This window comes from Roseateles amylovorans (genome assembly GCF_025398155.2).
Taxonomy (GTDB): Bacteria; Pseudomonadota; Gammaproteobacteria; order Burkholderiales; family Burkholderiaceae_C; genus Roseateles; species Roseateles amylovorans.
Genome location: NZ_CP104562.2, coordinates 6,026,738 through 6,049,549, shown reverse-complemented (window position 1 = coordinate 6,049,549; position 22,812 = coordinate 6,026,738). Strand labels below are relative to the sequence as shown.

Below are 22,812 nucleotides of genomic sequence, written 5' to 3'. Positions count from 1 at the left end.
GATGACTCCGCCGGTTGATCCCACCCCCTCCGCCCAGGCAGCGGCCACTGGCGCAGCGACGGCGCCGACCGCCCCGCGCCCGGCCTCCCGCGCGGCCTGGCTGAAGCAACTGCACCAGTGGCACTGGATCAGCTCGGCGATGTGCCTGGTCGGGATGATCCTGTTCGCCTTCACCGGCATCACGCTCAACCATGCCGCCGACATCGAGTCCAAGCCCGCGCTCATCAGCCGCACCGCCCAGTTGCCTGACGAGCTCCTGAAGCGCCTGCAACCGGCGGCGGCTGCTGAAGGCCAACCGTCGGACCCGCAGGCGGTCCCTTCGAAGGCCAAGGACGAGGACAAGAAGGCCGCTTTGCCCGCGCCGATTCGCGCCTGGCTGTCCAAGACCCTGGAGCGCCCGATCGATGACCGCGAGGCCGAATGGTCGCGCGACGAGATCTACCTGGCGATGCCGCGACCCGGCGGCGATGCCTGGGTGCGCATTGCCCGCGACACCGGCGAGGTCGAGTTCGAGGACACCGACCGCGGTTGGATTTCCTACCTGAACGACCTGCACAAGGGCCGCCATACCGGGCTGGCCTGGAGCTGGTTCATCGACCTCTTCGCGGTCGCCTGCCTGATCTTCTCGATCACCGGCCTGCTGATCCTGAAGTTCCATGCCGTCAACCGACCGAGCACCTGGCCCCTGGTCGGGCTCGGGCTGGTGATTCCCGCGCTGCTGGCCTTGTTGCTGATCCATTGACGCGACGAGCCGCTGCGCCTGATTTCTCCATCCTTCCGAGCCGCCGCCAGGACCTTTTTGCTCTCCGAGCTTCCTCCCGCTGATCCACAACCGAGACCTCGACATGAATCGCTCCGCAAGTCGCCACCCCAGTCGCGCCCTTCTGGCGCTTGGTGCCCTGGGCACGCTCAGCGCCGGGTCGTCCGCCTGGGCGGCCACCGTGCAGCTCAAGCTGGAGCTGCCGCGCCTGAATGTCGCCGAGTACCACCGCCCCTATGTCGCGGTGTGGGTGGAAAAAGCCGGTGAGTCCGGCCCGGCCGTCGCCCAACTGGCCATCTGGTATGACATCAAGAAGCAGAACAATGCCGGCACCAAATGGCTGCGCGACATGCGCCAGTGGTGGCGCCAGGGCGGCCGCAACCTGACCGTCCCGGCCGACGGCATCAGCGGCGCCACCCGTGCGCCCGGTGAGCACACCCTGTCCTTCGACACCCATCCCAGCCTGGCCAACTTGCCCGCAGGCAAGTACGAGATCGTGGTGGAGTCCGGCCGCGAGGCCGGTGGTCGCGAGGTGCAGCGCCTGCCGCTGACCTGGCCGATCAAGGCCGAGCAGAAATCGACCGCGCAGGGCGAGCATGAGCTCGGCGCCCTGGAATTGATCGCCAAGCCCTGAACCCGCGCCCAGGAGAACCGCTGATGACCACGAACTTCCGCATCGTTTCCCGCCTGGCGCCGCTGGCCCTGGCCATCGCCGCCGCGCTGCCGCTGTCCGCGCAGGCCCACATGACCTGGCTGCTGCCCAACAAGGCGGCCTTTGACGGCAAGGAGCCGGTGGCGTCCTTCGACGCCGCCGTGTCCGAAGACCTGTTCAATTTCGAACGCGCCCTCAAGCTCGACACCCTGCGCATCACCGCGCCGGACGGCAAGGCGGTGGACGCCGAAAACCGCAGCAGCGGCCGCCATCGCGAAAGCTTCGACGTCAAGCTGACCCAGGACGGCACCTACCGCATCAGCAACGTCAGCCAGGCGTTGATGGGCAGCTACAAGCAGGGCAGCGAGACCAAGCGCTTCCGCAGCACGCCCGCCACGCTCGTCAAGGATGTGCCGGCGGACGCCGAGATCACCGCCATGACGCTGATGACCAACCGTCAGCAGACCTTCGTCAGCAAGGAAGAGCCCGGCAAGGTGGCGTTCGCGCCCGAGGGCAACGGCCTGGAACTGCTGCCGCTGGGCCCGGTGACCGACCTGAGCCATGGCGACAAGACCACCTTCCGACTGCTGCTGGACGGCAAGCCGGCGGCCGACATCCCGGTCAAGCTGCTGCGCGAAGGCAACCGTTATCGCTACAAGCTGGGTGAGATCGAAGTGCGGACCGATGCCAAGGGCGAATTCACCGTGGCCTGGACCGAAGCCGGTCGCTATTTCATCGGCGCCAACGCCGGCCCCGCACGCGGCCCGAACGCACCGACCGGCACCCGCGAGGCCCCGGTGCAGCGCGCCAGCGTGAGCGCCACCTTCGAGGTCCTGCCGAAGTGAGTGCGACGTGAGCGTGGACGGCGGGGCGCTGGCGCCCCGCGTCCTGGTCCCGCTGCGCATCGACGGCGAACCGCCCGCCTTGGGCCAGCGCGTGCATGCGCTGGCGGGCGAGACGATGGGCACGACCTGGTCGGTCCGGTTCGTCGGGCCGGCCTCGCTTCGCTTGGCGACCATCGAATCGGCGATCGTCCAGGTCTGCGATCGGGTGATCGCCGAGATGAGCCAATGGGTGCCTGACTCCGAGATCAGTCGGTTCAACCGCGCCCCGGCCGGAACCATGCACCGGCTCTCGCCGGGCTTTGCGCGGGTGATCGATGCGGCCCTGCACATCGCGGCGGTCAGCCACGGCGCCTACGATCCGACAGCCGGCGCGCTGGTCGCGCTGTGGGGATTTGGTCCCTCCGGCCCGACGGCGCTGTCGCCGCGGCACGATGCCCCAGGCTTTCGACCGCCGTCCGCAGCCGAGTGCGCGGGCGCGCATTGCGGCTGGTCGTCGCTGACTTGGGACACCTCTGCCTGCCGCTTGACGCAACCCGGTGGCGCGACCCTGGACCTGTCGGCCATTGCCAAGGGCCATGCGGTCGATCAGGTGTCGGCCGTGCTGGCGTCGCTGGGCCTTCGCGACCATCTGGTGGAGATCGGCGGCGAATTGCGTGGCGCGGGCCTGAAGCCCGAGGGACAACCTTGGTGGGTGGACCTGGAGCCGCCGTCAAACGACTGCGGGCTCGCGCCGGTACGGATGGCCCTGCACGGCTTGGCCGTCGCGACCTCCGGCGACTACCGAAAGTGCTTCGACGACGACGGGCAACGCCGCTCCCACACCGTGGATCCGCGGACCCGTCGGCCGGTGACGCACGGGTTGGCCTCGGTCACCGTCGTCCACGAGCAGGCGATGTGGGCCGACGGCTGGTCGACCGCGCTGATGGTGCTGGGACCGGACGCCGGACTCGACTTGGCCAACCAACTCGGCTTGGCGGCTTTGCTGGTGCGGCGGCGTGATGCGTCGGAGGGCGGCGGATTCGAGGAACAGTTCTCGGCGTCGATGCGCGAACTGATGGTGTGAGGCCGGACCGCATGAGCACGTGGGTGACCGCATGGCCACGGACGAATGCCCGCCGGGCCACCGGCGCGCCGAGTGGGCACGGCCAGAAGGTTCGGGCCCATCGACCGGCACGCCAAGCGCCGGGCATCATGCGGCCGGGCGGATGCGCCCCGACGGGTGTGCCTCGGCCGATGAGCCAAAGTGATGAGCCGAAAGTGAAGAGCCTGGCGAGCGTGGTGCACGGGGTGCGCCGAGCTCGCGTCGTGAGAGAGAAGCGTCCGTGATCCTGTCCCGTCCCGTGTGTGCGATCTTGCTGATCGCACTCTATTCATTGATGTGCGCCGCAGTCTGGTGGCGGCACCGCCGCCGCCAGCGCAAGGCCGCGGCGGATGCGGCCGCGCTGCTGCCCGCAGCGGATGCCGGTGTGCCCGTGCTGGTGCTCCATGCCAGCCAGACCGGCCAGGCCGAGGAGATCGCCTGGCAGACCGCCCGGTCGCTGCACCTGGCCGGCATGCCGGTCCGCGTGGCTGCGCTGGGCGAGGTGGGTCGGGCCGATCTCCTGGCGGCCCGCCATGCCCTTTTCATCGTCAGCACCCATGGGGAAGGTGATGCGCCGGACAGCGCCGTTCCCTTTGCCCGAGACCTGATGAGTGCGGCCGATACGCCGTCGCTGTCGACGCTGCAGGTGGGTGTGCTGGCGCTGGGCGACCGCACCTACACCCACTTCTGCGGATTCGGCCGTGCGCTCGACGCATGGCTGAGGGCCTGCGGCACCGCCGCGTTGTTCGATCGCATCGACGTCGATCGCGGCGATCCGCAGGCGATCGCGCACTGGCGGCAGCGGCTCAGCCATCTGGCGGGCACCGCGGATCTGGCTGAATGGGAGGCGCCGGTCTTCGCCTCGTGGCGGCTGCGCGCGCGCCACCACTTGAACCCGGGCAGCCAGGGCGGGCCGGTCTATCACCTGGAACTGACGCCGGCGGACGACCAGGCAGCGCCTGTCTGGGAAGCCGGCGATCTGGTGCAAGTACGCCCCGTGCTGGCCGATGACGAGCCGCCAGGGACGGATGACGTCACCCTCGGCAACGGCAACGGCAACGGCAACGGCAACGGCAACGGCAACGGCAACGGCGCTGAAGCCGACGATGCCCACCGGCCGCGTGAATACACGATCGCTTCGCTCCCGTCGGACGGCTGCGTCGCGTTGATGGTGCGTCGCACCGAGCGCGAGGACGGCAGCCCGGGATTGGCTTCGGGCCTGTTGACCGAGCGCTTGCCGATCGGGGGCACCGTCGCGCTGCGGCTGCGGCCGCATGCGAGTTTCCGCATCGGCGCCAACCAGTCACGTCCGTTGATCCTGATCGGCAACGGCACCGGGTTCGCAGGCCTGCGCGCGCATCTGAAGGCGCGTGCGGCTTTGGAGTCGGCGTCCTCGTCGATGTCGCCAACGGCGGACCCGCGTGTTCGGACGGCCGATCCGTCGCCGGCGCAATGGCCATCGCCAGCGGCAACAGCATGGCCATCACAGATGCCCGCCGATGCCGTCCCGACACCGAACTTGCCGCAGGCCTTGCCGATGCCCGTCCCCGCCGTGGCGCCGGTCTGGCTGCTCTTCGGCGAGCGGCAGTCCGCGCACGACGCCCACTACCGCGACGAGATCGAGGCATGGCAGCGCAGCGGTCTCCTCGCGCATGCGGATCTGGCGTTCTCCCGCGATCAGCCGGAGCGCGTGCATGTGCAGCATCTGCTCGCGCGCCATGCGCAACGGCTGCGCGAATGGGTCGCTCGGGACGCGGCGATCTACGTCTGCGGCAGCCTGCAAGGCATGGCCGGCGCGGTCGATGCGGTGCTGCGCGAGACGCTCGGCGATGCCGATGTCGACGCGCTGATCCAGCAAGGCCGCTATCGCAGGGACGTGTATTGAGCCTCGAGTGATGCGCCCCTGCGACAAACCGAGGGTCCGGCGTTGACTTCCGAGACGTTTCCCCCCTCGTAAAGCCTTCTCAATGAGAGAGGTGCGCAGTACCATTGCCCGCGCAGGGTGCCAACGAGTACCGAAGGCGTCAGACCTTCACCAGGGCCCGGCACATCAACAACCCTTGATGGAGAGAATCGAAATGGCAACTGCGAAGAAGGCCGCGCCCGCCAAGAAGGCGGCTCCGGCCAAGAAGGCGGCGGCTCCGGCCAAGAAGGCCGCCGCTCCGGCGAAGAAGGCGGCCCCCGCAAAGAAGGCCGCCGCTCCAGCGAAGAAGGCGGCGCCGGCCACGAAGGCGCCTGCAGCAAAGAAGGCGGCAGCTCCTGCGAAGAAGCGCACGCCCAACGCCGCCTTCATGAAGGCCCTGACCCCCAGCCCCGCGCTGGCCGCGATCGTCGGCGACAAGCCGCTGGCGCGGACCGATGTGGTGAAGAAGGTCTGGGAATACATCAAGAAGCACAACCTGCAAGACGCTGCCCAGAAGCGTGTCATCAACGCCGACGCCAAGCTGAAGGAAATCTTCGGCAAGGCCAAGGCGGACATGTTCGAGATGACCAAGCTGATCAACAGCCATCTGAAGGACTGAACCCGGCGCAGGCCTCTGCGGCCTGTCCTGGTTCGTACAAGGCCCGCCTCGTGCGGGCTTTTTTACGCCTGCGCGACGCAGCGGCCCCGCCGCTCAGAAGCGCTCGAGCTGTTCGCGCAGACGTCGGACGTCGATCGGCTTGAGCCAGTAGTCCTGGAAGCCGGCCGCACGGGCGCGTTGGCGCTGATCGTCCATCACGTCCGCCGACAGGGCGACACAGGGCAGGCCGGCCAGCCGTGGATCGGCACGCACCAAGCCGATCAGTTGCAGCCCGTTCATGTCGGGCAGGTTCATGTCCATCAGCACCAGGGCCGGCATCACCTTCGGCAGCATGTCCATCGCCTGCGCGCCGGTTTCGGCGACATGCAGCGTCCAGCCGGACATCAAACGAAACACCTCCTCCATCAACACGATGTTGATGCGGTCATCCTCGACATAGAGGACGTGGCGATGACGTTCGGTGTCAGGCAGGGCAGCGGTGGACATGCAAGCCACGATACCAGTGAAACCCCTGCCCTGTCAGCGTTGTCCCTGAGGGCGGTGGCGATGCGCTGTCGGCGTCGTCCGGCGATGTCGACGGCCCGAAGACGGCTGTCGACGCCGATGTGATCCGGTCTGCGTGGGCCGGTCGCCCGTCCATCCGTTCGAGGTCAACGGCACCACCCGCGCCGGCCCGGTCCGTCGCTTCCCCCGTCACGCGTGCGATGTGTGAGCCAAATGTGACAAAAATCCCGAGGGATCCCACCCTCGGCTGAGGGGGCCCTGCACCCACGACAAACGACTGCTCCCTACACTGCGACCACACCCGCGGATACATCTTGAAACGGGTGACGACGGCAAGGTCTGACCCCGATGGCGGGCGCGGATCGCCGCGAACAAAGAGACTGAGAACAAGCATGTCGTTGGTGGTATCCGTCGCATTGGCGGCGTCAGGGGTGACGCTGCCGCATTGCTCCTGGGACCGTCCTGGAGCGAACCCCTTCATGGGCGATCTGGTGGCCGCCGTGGACCGCTATCCGGATATTCCGGTGGCCACGCGCGCCAAGCTCCAGGCGCGCATGGCCGCCCGCCGCTACGACGAGATCGTGGACATCCATCGCGACCGCATCGTGGGCCGACATGCGTATGGCGCGGAGATCCGTGACATGCATTTCGGCAACGGCCAGGTGTGCCGCTCGGTCTCGCGCGGGAAGTGGACCGCCCAGACCTTGGAGCGCGGCCTGGTCTATTGCGAAGACGGTCAGTGCATCCTGGTGCCGACGGTGTGCCGCAATGTCAGTCGGATCACCCGCACGACGACGATGCCTGGCGTCGGCGGTTCGCCCTCGCAGGCGCGCGATGAAGAGACGTCCGCGCTGGCCTTCGATCCGCCTGGCGCCGGCGCGCCCATGACCGAAGGCGGCGGTGCCGGCACTGGCGAGGGCGTCAGCTTCGCGCAGGTCGCCGTGTTGCCGAACCCCGTCGCGTCGGCTGAAAGCCTGATTCGATCGCCCAGCCTCGGTGGGGCGGGAACGACCGTGCCCGGGCTCATCTCGCTGCCGCAGGTGACGTCATCAGGCCATGGAGCCACGCCGACGACGCCCGACCTCCCCACCGTGCCGACGGTGCCTGACCTTCCCGCGCAACCTGTCTTCCCAGCCGTTCCGGCCGTGCCGGAGCCCCAGACCTGGGCGCTGTTTGTCCTCGGTCTGGCGGCGCTGGCGGTCAGCGCCTGTCGACGCCGCTGAGCGGCCTCAGCCGCGCGCGAGCAACGGCTTCAGATAGCGCCCGGTGTGGCTCTCGGCACACTCGGCCACCGCTTCCGGCGTGCCGGCGATCAGCAGCCGTCCGCCGCCGGAGCCGCCTTCGGGGCCCATGTCGATCAGCCAGTCGGCGGTTTTGATCACATCGAGGTTGTGCTCGATGATCACGATGGTGTTGCCCGCATCGCGCAACTGATGGAGCACCTTCAGCAGCAACGCGATGTCGGCGAAGTGCAGGCCGGTGGTCGGCTCGTCCAGGATGTACAGCGTGCGGCCGGTGTCGCGCTTGGACAGCTCCAGCGCCAGCTTGACCCGCTGCGCCTCGCCGCCGGAAAGCGTGGTGGCGCTCTGGCCCAGCTTGACATAGCCCAGGCCCACATCCATCAGCGTCTGCAGCTTGCGCGCCAGGGTCGGCACGGCGTTGAAGAAGCCCAGCGCGTCCTCCACCGTCAGCCCCAGCACTTCGGAAATGTTCTTGCCCTTGTAGAGCACCTCCAGCGTCTCGCGGTTGTAGCGCTTGCCGCCGCAGGTGTCGCAGGGAACGTAGACGTCCGGCAGGAAGTGCATCTCCACCTTCAGCACGCCGTCGCCCTGGCAGGATTCGCAACGTCCGCCCGCGACGTTGAAGCTGAAGCGGCCGGCGCCGTAGCCGCGTTCGCGTGCGGTCGGCATTTCGGCAAACAGCTCGCGGATCGGCGTGAACAAGCCCGTGTAGGTCGCCGGATTGGAGCGCGGTGTGCGGCCGATCGGCGATTGGTCGACGTTGATGACCTTGTCGAAGGCGTCCATGCCCTCGATCTCGTCATGCTCGGCGGGTTCCGCGTGGCTTTGGTAGAGCTTGCGGGAGACGGCCGCATACAGGGTGTCGTTGACCAGCGTGCTCTTGCCCGAGCCGGAGACGCCGGTCACGCAGGTCAGCAGGCCCACCGGGAATTCCGCAGTGACGCCCTTGAGGTTGTTGCCCCGCGCGTTGACGATCTTCAGCGTGCGCGCGTCGGCGCTGTCCGCCAGCGTGTGGCGGTGCTGGGGCACTTCGATGCGCTCGACGCCGCTCAGGTAGCGACCGGTCGACGACTCGAGATTGGCGGCCACTTCCTCGGGCGTGCCCTGCGCCATGATCCGGCCGCCGTGGACCCCGGCACCGGGGCCCAGGTCCAGCACATGGTCGGCGGCGCGGATGGCGTCCTCGTCATGCTCGACCACCAGCACCGAGTTGCCCAGGTCCCGCAGACGGCGCAGCGTGGCGATCAGGCGGTCGTTGTCCCGCTGATGCAGGCCGATGCTGGGCTCGTCCAGCACATACATCACGCCGGTCAGGCCGGAGCCGATCTGTGAGGCCAGACGGATCCGCTGGGCTTCGCCGCCGGAGAGCGTGTCCGCGCTGCGGTCCAGGCTGAGGTAGTTCAGGCCGACATCGTTGAGGAAGTGCAGCCGGGACGCGATCTCGCGGATCACCTTGTCCGCGATTTCCGCCTTCGCGCCCTTGAGCTTGAGGCCTTCGAAGTACACCAGTGCTTCGCGCAGGGTGGCGTGCTCGACCTCATAGATCGGCTTGCCGCGCTCGCCGTCGGCAGCATCCGCCGGTTGCAGCAGCACATTGCGGGCTTCGCGTCGCAGGCGCGAGCCCTCGCAGTGCGGGCACGGCTTGGCGCTCTGGTAGCGAACCAGTTCCTCACGCACCGCCGCCGAGTCGGTCTCGCGGAACCGGCGCTGCAAGTTGGGCAGGATGCCCTCGAACGGATGCGCCCGCTTGACGCTGCGCTTGCGGCCGTTGGCGCCCTCGGCCTGGTAGACGAAGGTGATTTCCTCGTCGCCGGAGCCGTTGAGCAGCACCGCGCGGGCGGTGTCGGGCAGTTCCTCGAAGGGCAGTTCGATGTCGAAGTCGTAATGCTTCGCCACCGATTCCAGCATCGAGAAGGTGTAGGCATTGCGCCGATCCCAGCCCTTGACCGCACCGCTGGCCAGGCTCAGCGTCGGAAAGGCGACCACCCGTTCCGGATCGAACACGGTGACCTGTCCCAGACCCTCGCAGGAGGGGCAGGCACCGACCGGGGAGTTGAAGGAGAACAGGCGCGGTTCGAGCTCCGGCAGCGAGTAGCTGCAGATCGGGCAGGCGAACTTGCTGGAATAGATGGACTCGGTGCTGCTGTCCATGTTGAGCACCAGCGCCCGGCCGTCGGCCAGGCGCAGCGCGGCCTCGAAGCTCTCGGCCAGTCGCTGGCGCAGGGTGTCGATGCTGTCGTGGCGCAGCTTGATGCGGTCGACCACCACATCGATGTCGTGCTTCTCGGCCTTCTTCAGCGCCGGCAGATCCGGCACTTCCACGGTCTGGCCGTCGATGCGGAACCGCACATAGCCCTGGGCCTGAAGGTCCTGGAACAGCTCGACGAACTCGCCCTTGCGGTCGCGCACCACCGGTGCGAGCAGCATCAGCCGGGACTCGTCGGGCATGGCCAGCACCGCATCCACCATCTGGCCGATGCTCTGGGCTTCCAGCGGCAAATGGTGATCGGGGCAGAAGGGCGTGCCGGCGCGCGCATAGAGCAGGCGCAGGTAATCGTGGATCTCGGTGACGGTGCCGACGGTCGAGCGCGGGTTGTGGCTGGTGGCCTTCTGCTCGATGGAGATCGCGGGCGACAGGCCCTCGATGACATCCACCTCCGGCTTGTCCATCAGTTGCAGGAACTGGCGGGCGTAGGCGGACAGGCTCTCGACATAGCGGCGCTGGCCTTCCGCATACAGCGTGTCGAAGGCCAGGCTGGACTTGCCCGACCCCGACAGACCGGTGATGACCACCAGCTGGTTGCGCGGCAGGTCGACGTCGATGTTCTTCAGGTTGTGGGTGCGCGCCCCGCGCACACGGATCATCGGCGTCTCGCCGGTGATGGGGGCGGCCCGGGTCAAACCGACGGCCGAAGGATGTCCCGGACGCGCGGCGGAGTCGTCGGACGGGACGGGAGCGGCGGGCGGAACTTTCGTGGACATGGGCCGGGAGACTGCTGAAGAGAGCCGAAGAGGCGGGAAGCCGAACTCGCCATGATAGGGCCAGGGCCCAACCGGCGCTTGGCCGTGCTGACGTCGGATGGCAGGACGCCCGCCGAAGCGCCCGCAGGGCAGAGGGGGCGCTTCGTCAAGTCAGGGTAAGAAAGTACCGCGCGTGCCCGAGGCTGTCCTGACAATCCGCCGTTCTGTCAGATCCATCCAATCGGATGCAGGGAGTGGAGTACATGAGTCGAATTGGAAGCCGCCCGGTCGGCGGGCCCTCGTTCGCAGGTCGCGTGCTGTCTTGTCTGGCCTTGGCCGGTGGCCTGGCGCTGGGGGTGTCGGGCATGTCAGCCTCGGCCCAGGGTCAAACTCCGGTGGCTCCGGGCAAGCCGGCGCTGGCGGATTTCTTCCGTCAGCCGCAGATGCGTGACGCGGAGCTCTCGCCGGACGGCCGCTACCTCGCCGCCGTCGTGCGCAGCGGTGAGGGCGACAGCATGCTGGCGGTGATCGAAGTCGATCAGCCGAAAAATGCCAAGGTGGTCGCCGGCTTCGGGGATGCCTCCATCGGCAGCTTCTATTGGGTGAACAACGATTACCTCGTCTACACCGCCGGACTGACCGAAGAGGGCAATGTCCGCGGTCTGCAAGGCAGCGGCCTGTGGTCGGTGCACCGTGACGGCAGCAATGAGCGCATCCTGATCACGCCGAAGTTCGGCGTTCGCGACAGCACCTCCAGCCGCGTGGTGGACCGCACCCTGACGCCGGACTGGGCGCTCGGCGCAGTGCCGCGCGACGGAACCAGCGAGGTCGTGGTGACCAACTACCGCGGTGACACCAAAGGCGATCTTCGCGCCGTGCGACTCGCGCGACTGAATGTGGAGACGGGCATCCGTCGCTTCGTCGACGAGGGCGCCCCGCAGGGCACCCAGGCCTGGTGGGTGGATGCCACCGGGCAGCCCTGGGCGCTGCAGACCCGTCAGGTCAACCAGGTCGCCACCTACCTCAAGGGGCCAGGGGGCGACTGGATCCGCTGGAAGACCGGCGACCTGTATGTCGATCCGCCGCCCACGCCGATCAGCTCCGACGGCCAGGGCCTGCGCCTGATCGCCAAACGCAATGCCGAAGGCACGACCGCGCTGTTTCGACTCGATCCTGAGACGCTGAAGATCGAAGACCAACCGCTGATCTCCGCCAAGGGCTTTGATGTGATGGGCGGGCTCGCCTACGACCGCACCAGCAAACGTGCCCTGGGCCTGTATTTCGGCACCGACGCGCCGGGCAGCCTGTGGTTCGACGCCAAGCTCAAGGCGTGGCAGGCCGCGGTCGACAAGCTGCTGCCCGGTCGTGCCAATGTGCTGCAGTGCGGCGAATGCCTGACCTCGTCGCGGGTGCTGGTGGTGTCGCAATCCGATGTGCAGCCTGCGGAGTTCTATCTGTATGACGGCGCGAGCGGCAAGATGCAGATGATCGGCAGCAGCCGGCCCTGGATCAAGGCGTCCGAGATGGGACAGCGGGACCTGGTCCGCATCCGGGCGCGCGACGGGCTGGAGATCCCGGTCATGGTGACCCTGCCCCGAGGCAAGGCCGCCGGTCCGCGTCCGGCGGTGGTGCTGGTGCACGGGGGACCGTATGTCCAGGGCACGCAATGGCCCTGGAACCCCGTCTCGCAGTTCCTGGCCACGCGCGGCTATGTGGTCATCGAGCCCGAGTTCCGCGGCAGCACCGGCTACGGCGACAAGCTCTTCCGCGCCGGCTGGAAGCAATGGGGCCTGGCGATGCAGGACGACGTCAGCGATTCGCTCAAGTGGGCCGTCAAGAAGGGGTGGGTCGATCCCAAGCGGGTGTGCATTGCCGGCGCCAGCTATGGCGGCTATGCCACGCTGATGGGCCTGATCAAGGATCCCGATCAGTACCAATGCGGTGTGAGCTGGGTGGGTGTGACCGACATCGACATGCTCTACACGGTGCACTGGAGCGACGCCTCCGATGTCTGGAAGGACTTTGGCATGGTCGCCATGGTCGGTGACCGGGTCAAGGATGCGGAGCAATTCCGGCGGACCTCCCCGCTGCAGCGCGCAGCGGAACTGAAGCAGCCCCTTCTGTTGGCCTATGGGGCCAGCGATGACCGGGTCCCCCTGAAGCACGGCACTGAATTCAAGGGCGCCGTCGAGGCCGCAGGCAACAAGAATGTGGAATGGGTGGTGTACGACGGCGAAGGCCACGGCTGGGCCAAGCTGGCCAACAACGTGGACTTCTACGGACGCATGGAACGCTTCCTGGCGAAGTACATCGGTACGGAGCCGTCCCCGGCGCCTGCCGCACCTGCCGCCCCTGCCGCCCCTGCCGCCCCTGCCGCCCCTGCCGCCCCTGCCGCCACGCCGGCCTCGGCGCCCTGATTGGCGCCCTGAGTGATGCGCCGAGCGGTCCGCCGTCCCGCTGAAGCGGACGGCATCCGCCTGAAGGCCGTCCGAGGCACCGTGAGGTGGCCTCCCCGGCATTCTTCCTCGGCGCCCCCTCCTGGGGACGGGCATCCGGACCGGACCGTTGCACAATGGTTTCGGTCCGGACTCCCCGAGCGCCCACCTTGTTCAAAGTCCAACTGCCCTCGCTGTCGCTGCGCAGTGTCATCCTGCTGGCGGTGGTCGTGGGGATCGTGGCCCCGGCCACCCTGCTGCTGTTCTTCAGCGACGCCATGGTCCGGCGCAGCCTGGAGCCGCTGCTCGAAGGCCAGCGTGCCGCCGTCCTGACCCTGGCCGCCACCGGCTTGTCGGATCCGCTCTGGACGGTGGACACGCCCGCCGTGCAGCGCGCCCTGGACCAGTTGCTGTCGGATGTGAATGTCTGCGGTGTCGAGCTGAGCGAGGAACGTCCCGACACGCCGGACATCGTCCGTACCAAGTGCGATCCCGGTTGGCCCACCGTCACCCTGGCGTCGATGATCCGTCGCGAGGACAAGGTGCTGGGCATCCTGCGGGTCCACTTCGATGACGCTGCGCAGGAGCGGCTGCTCGCCGATGGACGTCGCCAGACGGCGCTGATCGTCGGCATCCAGGTGCTGGTCGGCGTGACCATCGTGCTGCTGGTGTTCTACCTGCGCTTCGTGCGGCCGATCGATCGCCTCAAGCAGCTCGCCAGCGCGGTGGCGCAGCGCCAGACGGTGCCCCGGCTGCAGTGGAACCGAAAGGATGAACTGGGCCAGCTCGGCGCCCATCTGGATGAGATGGGCCGGCAGATCACCGGGCTGATCGCCGACATGGAGAGCAAGAACGCGCAATTGCATCAGCTGGCGATGTACGACCATCTGACCGGGCTGCCTAACCGCACCCTGTTCCGCGAGATCTTCCTGCACGAGGCCGCGGTCGCTCAGCGCGACCAGACGGCGCTGGCGCTGATGTTCGTCGACCTGGACCGGTTCAAGGCGATCAACGATTCACTGGGCCATGCGGCCGGCGACCGCATGCTGCTGCAGGCCAGTGAGCGTTTGCGTCAGGCGGTGCGGGCGTCCGATCTGGCCTGTCGGGTCAGCGGCGATGAGTTCCTGCTCCTGATTCGCGACGCCAGCGACCTGGTGGCCCACGCCGCCCAGCGCCTGATCGAGGCGCTCAATTCACCGCTTCAACTCGAGACCGGCGTGGCCAGTGTCTCGGCCAGCATCGGGATCGCGGTCTATCCGCGCGACGGCGAGGATTTCGACACCCTGGTGCGGCATGCCGACCTGGCGATGTACCGCGCCAAGCAGCTTGGCCGCGCCCGCTACAGCTTCTTCCAGCAGGACATGGATGCCAACGCGGTGCAGCGCATGGAACTGGAGCGTGAACTCAAGCTGGCGCTGGAGCGCGATGAACTGCTGCTGCACTATCAGGCGCTGGTGGATGCCCGCACCGGTGAATGGCGCGGTCTGGAGGCGCTGATCCGCTGGCAGCATCCACAGCGCGGCCTGCTGCCACCCGGCCATTTCATCGAGCTGGCCGAAGAAACCGGCCTGATCCTGGAACTCGGCTGGCAGGTCATCGAGAAGGCCTGTGCCCAGCTTGCCCGCTGGAAGGCGGCGGGTCGACATCCCGGTCAGATCGCGATCAACCTGTCGGCGCTGCAGTTCCGGGAACAGGGACTGCCGGATCGGGTGGCTGATGCGATGCGCCGCCATGGCGTACGCCCCGGCGAGTTGGCGATCGAGCTGACCGAAAGCACCCTGCTGCGCGACACCGACACCGCCTTGCAGATCCTCACCCGCCTGCGGGACCTGGGCCTGAGCCTCTCGGTCGATGATTTCGGGACCGGATACTCCTCGCTCGCCTATCTGAAGCTGCTGCGACCGGCGCGGCTGAAGATCGATCGCGCCTTCGTGCGGGAGGTCGACACCCGGGCGGACGACCGGGCGCTGGTGCAGGCGATGCTGGGCATGGCCGCCGCCTTGTCGATCGATGTGATTGCCGAAGGGGTCGAGACCGACGCGCAGCGCGACGCGCTGGTGGCGCTGGGCTGTTGGCAGCAACAGGGCTATCTGTTCTGCCGTCCTCAGGCGGTGGACGTGCTGACGGATCGGCTGGCGGCCTGGACGGCACCCTGAGGCGGCCGGGTCGGGGCACCCACCTGCCTCCATTCAACCGCGCTCCGAGCATTTCAGCGCGCGCTGCCGGCAGTTCGTCGCCTGCGCGTGGCGCGGCGGCGGGCTGGCGCGCACAGTTCATCCTGCGCCGTCGCCCCCGTTGTCCGGGAGGTCTGCGGCGACCGGGCCGCAGCGCCCGCTCGACACCGCAGGGAGCCCCTCACATGAACGCCACCGCCAAAACCTTCTTCACCGCCCTGGCCGCCGTGGTCAGCGCTGCCGTCATTGCCGTCTGGTTGGCCGACCAGACCGAGGCCGTGCACCGCGCACCGACCTCCACCCAATGGGCCACGCAGACCCTGCCGGGCACCCAGGCCGAGCAGGCCAGCAAGCCGCGCGGGTAACCGCCCGGCAGCGCAGCCTGCCTCGTCCATCGTCCTCCCCGGCATTTCCAGACCCGCCTTGACCGGCGGGTCGTTTTTTTCCGACCGCCGCCACGGGATTGGCGGCGGGCACGGACCGGCATTCATCGCGGCCGAACGCCATTCGCCTCGGACATCGGACATTCGTCGCACCGGTCTGGCATGCCGACGCAGTGGTGCCGACACTGCCTTCACTGACGCAGCCCGGCCCCCAGGCCCCCAGGAGATCCTCATGAACCTCACCATTTACAAACCGCTCGCCTTCATCGCCGGCGCCACTGCCGCCATGATCTTCACGCTGTCCATGACGCCGTCACGGCAGGTTGGCCGCACCATCACCATCATTGAAGTGGCGCCCGCCTCATCCGCAGGATCAACAGCCATGGACGTGCGCCAACTGCCCACCGTCTACGTGAACGGGCGCCGCAGCTTGGCCCCGGTCGACGAAAAGCTCGCCTCGGCACAGATCAGTTGCTTCGGCGGACGCTGCTGAACCGCAGGCACCGCGCTGCCTCAGTCAGCGGATCACCCGGAACGCCTGGCCTCGGCCAGGCGTTCTGCTTTTTGGGGCGACGGACCGTGACAGGGCGGCCAACTCCCCGTGCTGGGGCCCTCAAGCCGGTGGGTGATGGGCCTGGACCCGGCGGTCCATCGGCTTGGCCGCCATGACGTTCGTCACCGCCGGATGCAGTTCACGCCGTCGCGCCGCCGGTTGGTCGCGAGCGCCTGGAAAGCGTCCTCGCCATTGCAGACACTGCAATCACTGACACAGCCAAGCCCTCAAGGAGATCGACATGAACACCACCGACATCCGCACCAGCACCGCCACCAGCTTCAAGGCCCTGGCCTTCGGCCTCGGCGCCACCCTGGCCCTTGTCCTGGGCATGACCCATGCTCAAGCACAGCGCGACCTGCGCGCCCAGATCATCACCCTGGAGCCGGTGGTGATCACCGCCAAGCGGGCCGACATGGTCAAGCAACTGCCCACCGTCTACATCTCGGGCCGCCGCGCCGACGTGGACGGCCAACAACTGGCCTCCGCCGAATGATCGGCCGGTCGATCCTCCGCTGAGCAACGGCGCTTGCGCTGTCTCAGTCGTAAGAGCAGACGCCGAACTTTCATCGCCCCACCCACGCCTGGCACTCGCCAGGCGTTTTGCTTTGTAGCGTCGCGATCGTGTTCCGCCCGTGCTGCACTCGTTGTGAGTCGGTGCTGCGACCGTGGCACCGACGCAGCCACCCCGCGCTTGCGTGCCGTGGGACTGCGTGCCCATCGACCCCTCATCGACCCCGCATCGACTGCGCATCGGCCCGGACTTGGACCGTTGCCCATGACGTTCGTCATCGCTGCCTGCAGTTCACGACGTCCCGCGGGCAGTTTGTCGCGAACGCCTCGCAAAGCCGATGGCCATTGACGACACTGCATTCACTGACCCCACACCGACACGTCCCAGACGCAGCCCACCTCAAGGAGATCGACATGAACACCCACTTCAACACCACCAGCTTCAAGGCCTTCGCATTCGGCATCGGTGCCACCCTGGCCCTGGCCATGAGCTTCACCCACCTGCAAGCGCAGCGTGACCTGCGCGCCTCCATCGTCACGCTGGAACCCGTGGTGATCACCGCCAAGCGCGCCGACCTGATCAAGCAACTGCCCACCGTCTATGTGACCGGCCGCCGCGCCGCTCAGCCCGGCGATGCGCAGTTCGCCTCCGCCCAGATCGCCTGCGCCATCCAGCTGTGCTGATGCGTTGACGGTGGCGCTGCGTCAGTCGACGCGTCCACGGACGCCCAAGAAAAACGCCTGGCTTGTGCCAGGCGTTTCTGCTTTCAGGATCAGAAATGTCGGAATTTCCGGAGTCACCGGAATCACCGCCGATGGCGGAGTCACCGGCGATGGGGCGGGTCGGCGTGAGGGGCCGCGCCACGGCGAGGCGTCGCCGCAGTCGCCTGGCCGTGACCTCAGAGTTCGTCCAGCACCCGCAGGATGTCGCGCCCATACGCATCGAGCTTCTTGGCGCCGACCCCACTGACACCGGCCAGCTCGTCCAGCGAGCGGGGATGCTGCCGGGCCATTTCGGCGAGGGTGATGTTCTGGAAGATCACATAGGCGGGCAGCCCGTGTTCGCGGGCCACGTCGCTGCGCCAGGCCTTGAGCGCATCGAAGCGCGCCTGGGCGGGAGCGTCGAGGTCGGCTTCCGCTTCCGAGCGGCGCGAGGACGGCGCGCTGCCGGTCCGGCTGGACTTGGTGCGGCGCGGCGGGGCGACCTGCTGACGCAGCAGCAACTGCACCTCGCCCTTGAGCACCGCGCGCGAGGTCTCGGTCAGCGACAGCGTGTGGTACTCCCCTTCCGAGAACACATAGCCCAGCGCGATCAGCTGACGCAGCACGGCGCGCCATTCCTGCTCGCTCAGCTTGGCGCCGATCGACCAGGTCGACAGCTGCTGGTGGCCGTACTGCCTCACCTTGTCGGTCTCCTTGCCGCGCAGCACATCGATCAGATGGCCGGCCCCGAACCCGAACCCGTTGGACTGATGGAACCGATAGATGCAGGACAGCGCCATGCGCGCCGCTTCGGTGGCGTCCCAGGTCGCGGGCGGGTTGAGGCAGTTGTCGCAGTTGCCGCAGGGCTTGCTGTCCTCGCCGAAATAGGCGAGCAGCCGCTGCCGGCGGCAGTCGATCGCCTCCGCCAGGGCCAGCAGCGCATCCAGCTTGCCGCGCTGGCCCTGCTTGAACTCTTCCTCCGACGGGCTTTCGTCGATCATGCGGCGCTGGTTGACCACATCCGCCAGACCGTAGGTCATCCAGGCCTGAGCCGGGGCGCCGTCACGTCCGGCGCGGCCGGTCTCCTGGTAGTAGCCCTCGATGTTCTTGGGCAGATCCAGGTGGGCGACGAAGCGCACGTCCGGCTTGTCGATGCCCATGCCGAAGGCGATGGTGGCCACCATCACCAGGCCGTCTTCGCGCAGGAAGCGGTCCTGGTGGCGTCGGCGCACGTCCGCATCCAGGCCGGCGTGATAGGGCAGCGCATTGATGCCGGCCGCGCGCAAGGCCTCGGCGGTTTCCTCGACCTTCTTGCGGCTTTGGCAGTACACCACGCCGGCATCCTTGTCATGCTCTTCCTGGATGAAGCGCAACAGCTGCTCGCGCGGCTTGTCCTTCTCCACGATCAGATAGCGGATGTTGGGCCGATCGAAGGAGGCGATGAAGACCCGCGCTTCCTCCAGCTGCAGCCGCTGGATGATGTCGGCGCGGGTGATGTCGTCGGCGGTGGCAGTCAGCGCGATGCGCGGCACCTTCGGAAACCGCTGATGCAGCACGCTGAGCTGCAGGTAATCGTTGCGGAAGTCGTGGCCCCACTGGCTGACGCAATGCGCTTCGTCGATGGCGAACAGGCTGAGCAGGCCGCGCTCATACAGCGAGCCCAGTTGCGCCTGGAAGCGTGCGTTGTTGACCCGCTCGGGCGCGGCGTAGAGCAGGGTGAGCCGGCCGGAGAGCATTTCGCGCTCGATGTGCTGGGCTTCCTCCGCCGTCTGGGTGGAGTTGAGGAAGGCCGCATGCACGCCGGCTTCTTCCAGCGCGCCGACCTGGTCATGCATCAGCGCGATCAGCGGGCTCACCACCACGGTGACGCCATGGCCGGCACGCTGCCGGGCGATGGCGGGGATCTGATAGCACAGGCTCTTGCCTCCGCCGGTGGGCATCAGCACCAGGGCGTCACCGCCCTCGGTGACATGGTCCACGATCTCCGCTTGCTGGCCGCGGAATGCGCTGTAGCCGAACACCTCTTGCAGGATGTCGGTGGGGACGGGATGATGGCTGGGCGGACTCATGGAGCCCGCGATTGTCCAGGAGATCGACGATGACCGAGTTTCTTGCTCATCGGCTGGGTATGCGCAAGGTCAAACGTGTGCCCATTTCCCCTCCAAGGCGGGTCCCATGATCCCCCCGCTCATTCCCCCTGACGAAGGAGCGCGCCTGGCCACGCTGCGTGTCTTGCAGCTGCTGGACACCGATCCGGATGAACGCTTCGATCGCATCACCCGCATGGCCAGGCGGCTGTTCCAGGTCCCGATCGCCCTGATCAGCCTGGTGGATGACGAACGTCTGTGGTTCAAGTCCGCGCAGGGCCTGGATGCCACCGAGACGCCGCGCGACCTGTCGTTTTGCGGCCATGCCATCTTGTCCGATCACCTGCTGCTGGTGCCGGACGCCCACCTGGATCCGCGGTTTGCCGACAACCCGCTGGTGACCGGTCCGCCCCACATTCGCTTCTACGCGGGTTGTCCGGTGCGCGCCCCCAGTGGCCACCGGTTGGGCACCCTGTGCCTGATCGACCATGTCGCGCGTGGCTTTGATGTGGACGACCAGGCCACGTTGCGCGACCTGGCCTCCCTGGTGGAGCAGCAGTTCGCGGCGCTGCACTTGGCGTTGGTGGACGAGTTGACCCGTCTGGCCAACCGGCGCGGATTTGAATCGCAGGGTGGTCAGGTGCTGGCGCTGTGCCAACGCCAGCAATGGCCGGCGACCTTGCTCTACTTCGATCTGGACCGGTTCAAGCAGATCAACGACCGCTTCGGCCATGCGGAGGGGGATTGGGCGTTGAAGGCGTTCGCGGATTTGCTGCGGGTCTGCCTGCGTGCGTCGGATGTGGTGGCGCGGCTGGGCGGCGACGAGTTCGCGGTGCTGCTCAGCGGCACCGCCGTGGAGCGTCTGGATCATGCGCTGGCGCGACTGCGGCAACAGCTCCAGGCGCAGAACCAGCGTGCGCAGCGGGGCTATGCGCTGGATTTCAGCGTCGGCAGCGCGTCGATGGCGACGGGGCAGGTTTTGACGCTGGCGGAACTGATGGCCCTGGCGGATGCGGCGATGTACTTGAACAAGCAGGCGCGTCGGCAGGCCGCGTGAGGGGGCGACCGGCCCGTCCTCCCCGTTTTGGGCGAACGATGGGGGACCCCAGGCACCGGATGGGACGGCTGGCGGCATAATCCTGGCCTTGCGCCGCTGGCTCCCCGGGGTCTGGCGGCGGCCCCAGATTCACATCCACCTACACGCAAGCGGACGGCAAGCAACCATGGCCTCGGTCAACAAAGTCATCATTCTCGGCAACCTGGGTCGTGATCCCGAACTGCGCTACACCCCAAGCGGCAGCGCGGTGTGCAACGTCAGCATTGCCACGACCCGCAACTGGAAAAGCCGCGAAGGTGGTGAGCGCCAGGAAGAAACCGAATGGCATCGCGTGGTGTTCTACGACCGCCTGGCCGAGATCGCCGGCGAGTACCTGAAGAAGGGCCGTCCGGTGTATGTGGAAGGCCGCCTGAAGACCCGCAAGTGGCAGGACAAGGAAGGCAAGGACAACTACACCACTGAAATCATCGCGGAGCAGATGCAACTGCTGGGCGGCCGTGACGGTGGTGATGAGATGGGCGGTGGCGGTGGTGGCGGCGGTTACAGCCGAGAGCGCAGCGCCGAACGCAGTGGCGGCGGCGGTGGCGGTAGCGGCCGTGACAGCGGTGATTTCGACGCGCCGCGCGCACCCGCCCCTCGGGCTGCACCGGCTCCGCGCCAGGCGCCCGCACCGAAGCCGGCAACCGGTTTCGACGACATGGATGACGACATCCCGTTCTAAGCAACGGTCAGAGGGATCGGTGACGATTCCGATGAATGGCGCCGGGGCCTGTAGCCGGGATCCATTCGCTGAAGACTGGGGAGGCAATCCGCAAGGGTTGCCTCCCTTTTTGTTGTCGACGGCGGTGACCCATCGAGAAGGCCTGCATCGACACCCCCAGCCCCACCCATTCCGTCGAGGACGAGGTTCATCGATGGTGTGTTGAAGGCGCCCGCTTGCTGGCGGGACTGCCTGCCGTTGCCTCTCGTTGCGTCGACCTCGGACGCGTGTGTGCGTCTGGTTCGGCGAGAACACGCCTGAGCTTGCGCCAGATCAAGATGACACCCGCCAGCCCGGCTCAGCATTGCGCGTTGCGACAACCACGCCCAATGCCATGACCACGCCTTCCCTCCTCGACCGCCTGGCTTCAGCCGGCCTTCAACCGCTCCGGATGGGGGGCAGGCAACTCCTGCCCATCGTGCAGGGTGGCATGGGCGTGGGCGTCTCGGCCCACCGTCTGGCCGGCAGCGTGGCGGCGCAGGGGGCCTGGGGCACCATCGCGTCGGTGGACCTGCGTCGCCACCATCCGGACCTGATGGCCCGCAGCGAGGGCCTCAGCGACGGTGACGCGCGCAAGAAGGACATCATCCAGCAAGCCAACCAGGAGGCGCTGGTGCGCGAGATCCGCCAAGCGCGTGCGCTGGCGGGTGGCCAAGGGCTGTTGGCAGTCAACGTCATGCGCGCAGTCAGCGATTACGCGGCCAGCGTGCGCACGGCGCTGCAGGAAGGCATCGACGCGCTGGTCGTGGGCGCCGGCCTGCCGCTGGATCTGCCCGAGCTGGCGCAGGACCATCCGGACACGGCGCTGGTGCCCATCCTGAGCGACGCCCGCGGCGTGGCCCTGCTCTGGAAGAAGTGGGAGCGTCGCCAGCGTCTGCCCAGCGCCATCGTCATCGAACACCCCGGGCATGCTGGGGGCCATCTGGGCGCGGCCAAGGTGGCCGACCTGGGCGATGCGCGCTTCTCCTTCGACACGGTGCTGCCCGCTGTCCGCCAGCACCTGCGCGAGGCGGGTGTGGAGGGGCGTGTGCCGCTGATTGCGGCCGGCGGCGTGCGCAGTTGCGAGGACATCCAGCGCCTGCAGGCCCTGGGCGCCGATGCAGTGCAGCTCGGGACCGCGTTTGCCGTGACCGAGGAATGCGATGCTCATCCGAACTTCAAGCAGGTGCTGGCCGAGGCGCGTGATGAAGACCTGTCGGAGTTCACCAGCGTGGCCGGCCTGCCGGCACGCGCCGTGATGACGCCCTGGCTGAAGAAGTACTTCAACGCGGAAGAGCGGCTCCAGGCGGTGGTTCAGCTCAAGCAACGCTGCACCATGGCGTTCGATTGCCTGAGCCAGTGCGGCCTGCGCGATGGGCTGAAAGGCTGGGGTCAGTTCTGCATTGACCAACGGCTTGCCGCTGCGCTGCGTGGCGACATGAGCAAGGGCCTGTTCTTCCGTGGCCGTGGGGCGCTGCCTTTCGGCAGTCAGATCGCCAGCGTGCGGCAGCTGCTGGATCGGCTGTTGACGCCGGGCGTGGCGGTGGGAACGCCAGCTTGACGTCCTCTGCCGGGCACTTCTGCGGTTCCATTCTCACCACCT

General features: G+C 67.6%; 19 protein-coding genes. 16 read left to right on the top strand and 3 right to left on the bottom strand.

Annotated features, from left to right (window positions below; all coding sequences use genetic code 11):
- Nucleotide 1: 1 nt before the first annotated feature.
- The 6 genes from N4261_RS25015 (at nucleotide 2) to N4261_RS24990 (ending at nucleotide 5,860) form a co-directional block, all read left to right on the top strand.
- Nucleotides 2-742, top strand: a complete 741-nt coding sequence (locus tag N4261_RS25015) for a PepSY-associated TM helix domain-containing protein (protein ID WP_261757953.1) — start codon at nucleotides 2-4, stop codon at nucleotides 740-742.
- A gap of 103 nt (nucleotides 743-845) precedes the next feature.
- Nucleotides 846-1,394, top strand: coding sequence for a DUF2271 domain-containing protein (locus N4261_RS25010; RefSeq protein ID WP_261757952.1), 549 nt, complete (start codon nucleotides 846-848; stop codon nucleotides 1,392-1,394).
- A 23-nt stretch (nucleotides 1,395-1,417) separates the two neighbouring features.
- A complete protein-coding gene (locus N4261_RS25005; protein ID WP_261757951.1) occupies nucleotides 1,418-2,257 on the top strand; it encodes a DUF4198 domain-containing protein in 840 nt (279 codons plus the stop codon).
- Between the two features lie 7 nt (nucleotides 2,258-2,264).
- Nucleotides 2,265-3,320, top strand: a complete 1,056-nt coding sequence (locus N4261_RS25000) for an FAD:protein FMN transferase (RefSeq protein WP_261757949.1) — start codon at nucleotides 2,265-2,267, stop codon at nucleotides 3,318-3,320.
- A 289-nt stretch (nucleotides 3,321-3,609) separates the two neighbouring features.
- Complete coding sequence (locus N4261_RS24995; protein ID WP_435531978.1) at nucleotides 3,610-5,223, top strand: sulfite reductase subunit alpha; 1,614 nt, start codon at nucleotides 3,610-3,612, stop codon at nucleotides 5,221-5,223.
- Nucleotides 5,224-5,416: 193 nt separating this feature from the next.
- Nucleotides 5,417-5,860, top strand: coding sequence for an SWIB/MDM2 domain-containing protein (locus tag N4261_RS24990; RefSeq protein ID WP_261757948.1), 444 nt, complete (start codon nucleotides 5,417-5,419; stop codon nucleotides 5,858-5,860).
- Nucleotides 5,861-5,953: 93 nt separating this feature from the next.
- Here N4261_RS24990 and N4261_RS24985 read toward each other — a convergent pair whose 3' ends face one another.
- Complete coding sequence (locus N4261_RS24985; protein WP_261757947.1) at nucleotides 5,954-6,346, bottom strand: response regulator; 393 nt, start codon at nucleotides 6,344-6,346, stop codon at nucleotides 5,954-5,956.
- A 410-nt stretch (nucleotides 6,347-6,756) separates the two neighbouring features.
- On the opposite strand from N4261_RS24985, the gene N4261_RS24980 reads away from it, so the two are divergent.
- A complete protein-coding gene (locus tag N4261_RS24980) occupies nucleotides 6,757-7,587 on the top strand; it encodes an MHFG family PEP-CTERM protein (protein ID WP_261757946.1) in 831 nt (276 codons plus the stop codon).
- 6 nt (nucleotides 7,588-7,593) lie between these two features.
- Here the strand turns inward: N4261_RS24980 and uvrA are convergent, their stop codons facing one another.
- Nucleotides 7,594-10,470 (bottom strand): excinuclease ABC subunit UvrA, encoded by a 2,877-nt coding sequence (gene uvrA / locus N4261_RS24975; protein WP_261760845.1) that lies wholly within the window; start codon nucleotides 10,468-10,470, stop codon nucleotides 7,594-7,596.
- A gap of 359 nt (nucleotides 10,471-10,829) precedes the next feature.
- On the opposite strand from uvrA, the gene N4261_RS24970 reads away from it, so the two are divergent.
- The 6 genes from N4261_RS24970 (at nucleotide 10,830) to N4261_RS24945 (ending at nucleotide 17,308) form a co-directional block, all read left to right on the top strand.
- Complete coding sequence (locus N4261_RS24970; RefSeq protein ID WP_261757945.1) at nucleotides 10,830-12,983, top strand: alpha/beta hydrolase family protein; 2,154 nt, start codon at nucleotides 10,830-10,832, stop codon at nucleotides 12,981-12,983.
- Between the two features lie 188 nt (nucleotides 12,984-13,171).
- A complete protein-coding gene (locus N4261_RS24965) occupies nucleotides 13,172-15,157 on the top strand; it encodes a putative bifunctional diguanylate cyclase/phosphodiesterase (RefSeq protein ID WP_261757944.1) in 1,986 nt (661 codons plus the stop codon).
- Between the two features lie 203 nt (nucleotides 15,158-15,360).
- Complete coding sequence (locus tag N4261_RS24960; protein ID WP_261757943.1) at nucleotides 15,361-15,540, top strand: hypothetical protein; 180 nt, start codon at nucleotides 15,361-15,363, stop codon at nucleotides 15,538-15,540.
- A 250-nt stretch (nucleotides 15,541-15,790) separates the two neighbouring features.
- Nucleotides 15,791-16,051 carry a hypothetical protein gene (locus N4261_RS24955; RefSeq protein ID WP_261757942.1) on the top strand — a complete coding sequence of 87 codons (261 nt, stop codon included), beginning with the start codon at nucleotides 15,791-15,793 and terminating at the stop codon, nucleotides 16,049-16,051.
- A gap of 301 nt (nucleotides 16,052-16,352) precedes the next feature.
- On the top strand, nucleotides 16,353-16,607 hold the full coding sequence (locus N4261_RS24950; RefSeq protein ID WP_261757941.1) for a hypothetical protein: 255 nt from the start codon (nucleotides 16,353-16,355) through the stop codon (nucleotides 16,605-16,607).
- A gap of 431 nt (nucleotides 16,608-17,038) precedes the next feature.
- On the top strand, nucleotides 17,039-17,308 hold the full coding sequence (locus tag N4261_RS24945; RefSeq protein WP_261757940.1) for a hypothetical protein: 270 nt from the start codon (nucleotides 17,039-17,041) through the stop codon (nucleotides 17,306-17,308).
- Nucleotides 17,309-17,523: 215 nt separating this feature from the next.
- On the opposite strand, the gene recQ is transcribed toward N4261_RS24945, so the two are convergent.
- Nucleotides 17,524-19,395, bottom strand: coding sequence for a DNA helicase RecQ (recQ, locus tag N4261_RS24940; protein WP_261757939.1), 1,872 nt, complete (start codon nucleotides 19,393-19,395; stop codon nucleotides 17,524-17,526).
- Between the two features lie 106 nt (nucleotides 19,396-19,501).
- Here recQ and N4261_RS24935 point away from each other — a divergent pair, with 106 nt between their 5' ends.
- The 3 genes from N4261_RS24935 to N4261_RS24925 all read left to right on the top strand — a co-directional run bounded on the left by N4261_RS24935 (nucleotide 19,502) and on the right by N4261_RS24925 (nucleotide 22,770).
- Nucleotides 19,502-20,470: a GGDEF domain-containing protein gene (locus tag N4261_RS24935; RefSeq protein ID WP_261757938.1), complete on the top strand. Its 969-nt coding sequence runs from the start codon at nucleotides 19,502-19,504 to the stop codon at nucleotides 20,468-20,470.
- Nucleotides 20,471-20,636: 166 nt separating this feature from the next.
- Nucleotides 20,637-21,191 (top strand): single-stranded DNA-binding protein, encoded by a 555-nt coding sequence (ssb, locus tag N4261_RS24930; protein WP_261757937.1) that lies wholly within the window; start codon nucleotides 20,637-20,639, stop codon nucleotides 21,189-21,191.
- A gap of 430 nt (nucleotides 21,192-21,621) precedes the next feature.
- Nucleotides 21,622-22,770 carry an NAD(P)H-dependent flavin oxidoreductase gene (locus N4261_RS24925; protein ID WP_261760844.1) on the top strand — a complete coding sequence of 383 codons (1,149 nt, stop codon included), beginning with the start codon at nucleotides 21,622-21,624 and terminating at the stop codon, nucleotides 22,768-22,770.
- Nucleotides 22,771-22,812 lie beyond the last annotated feature (42 nt).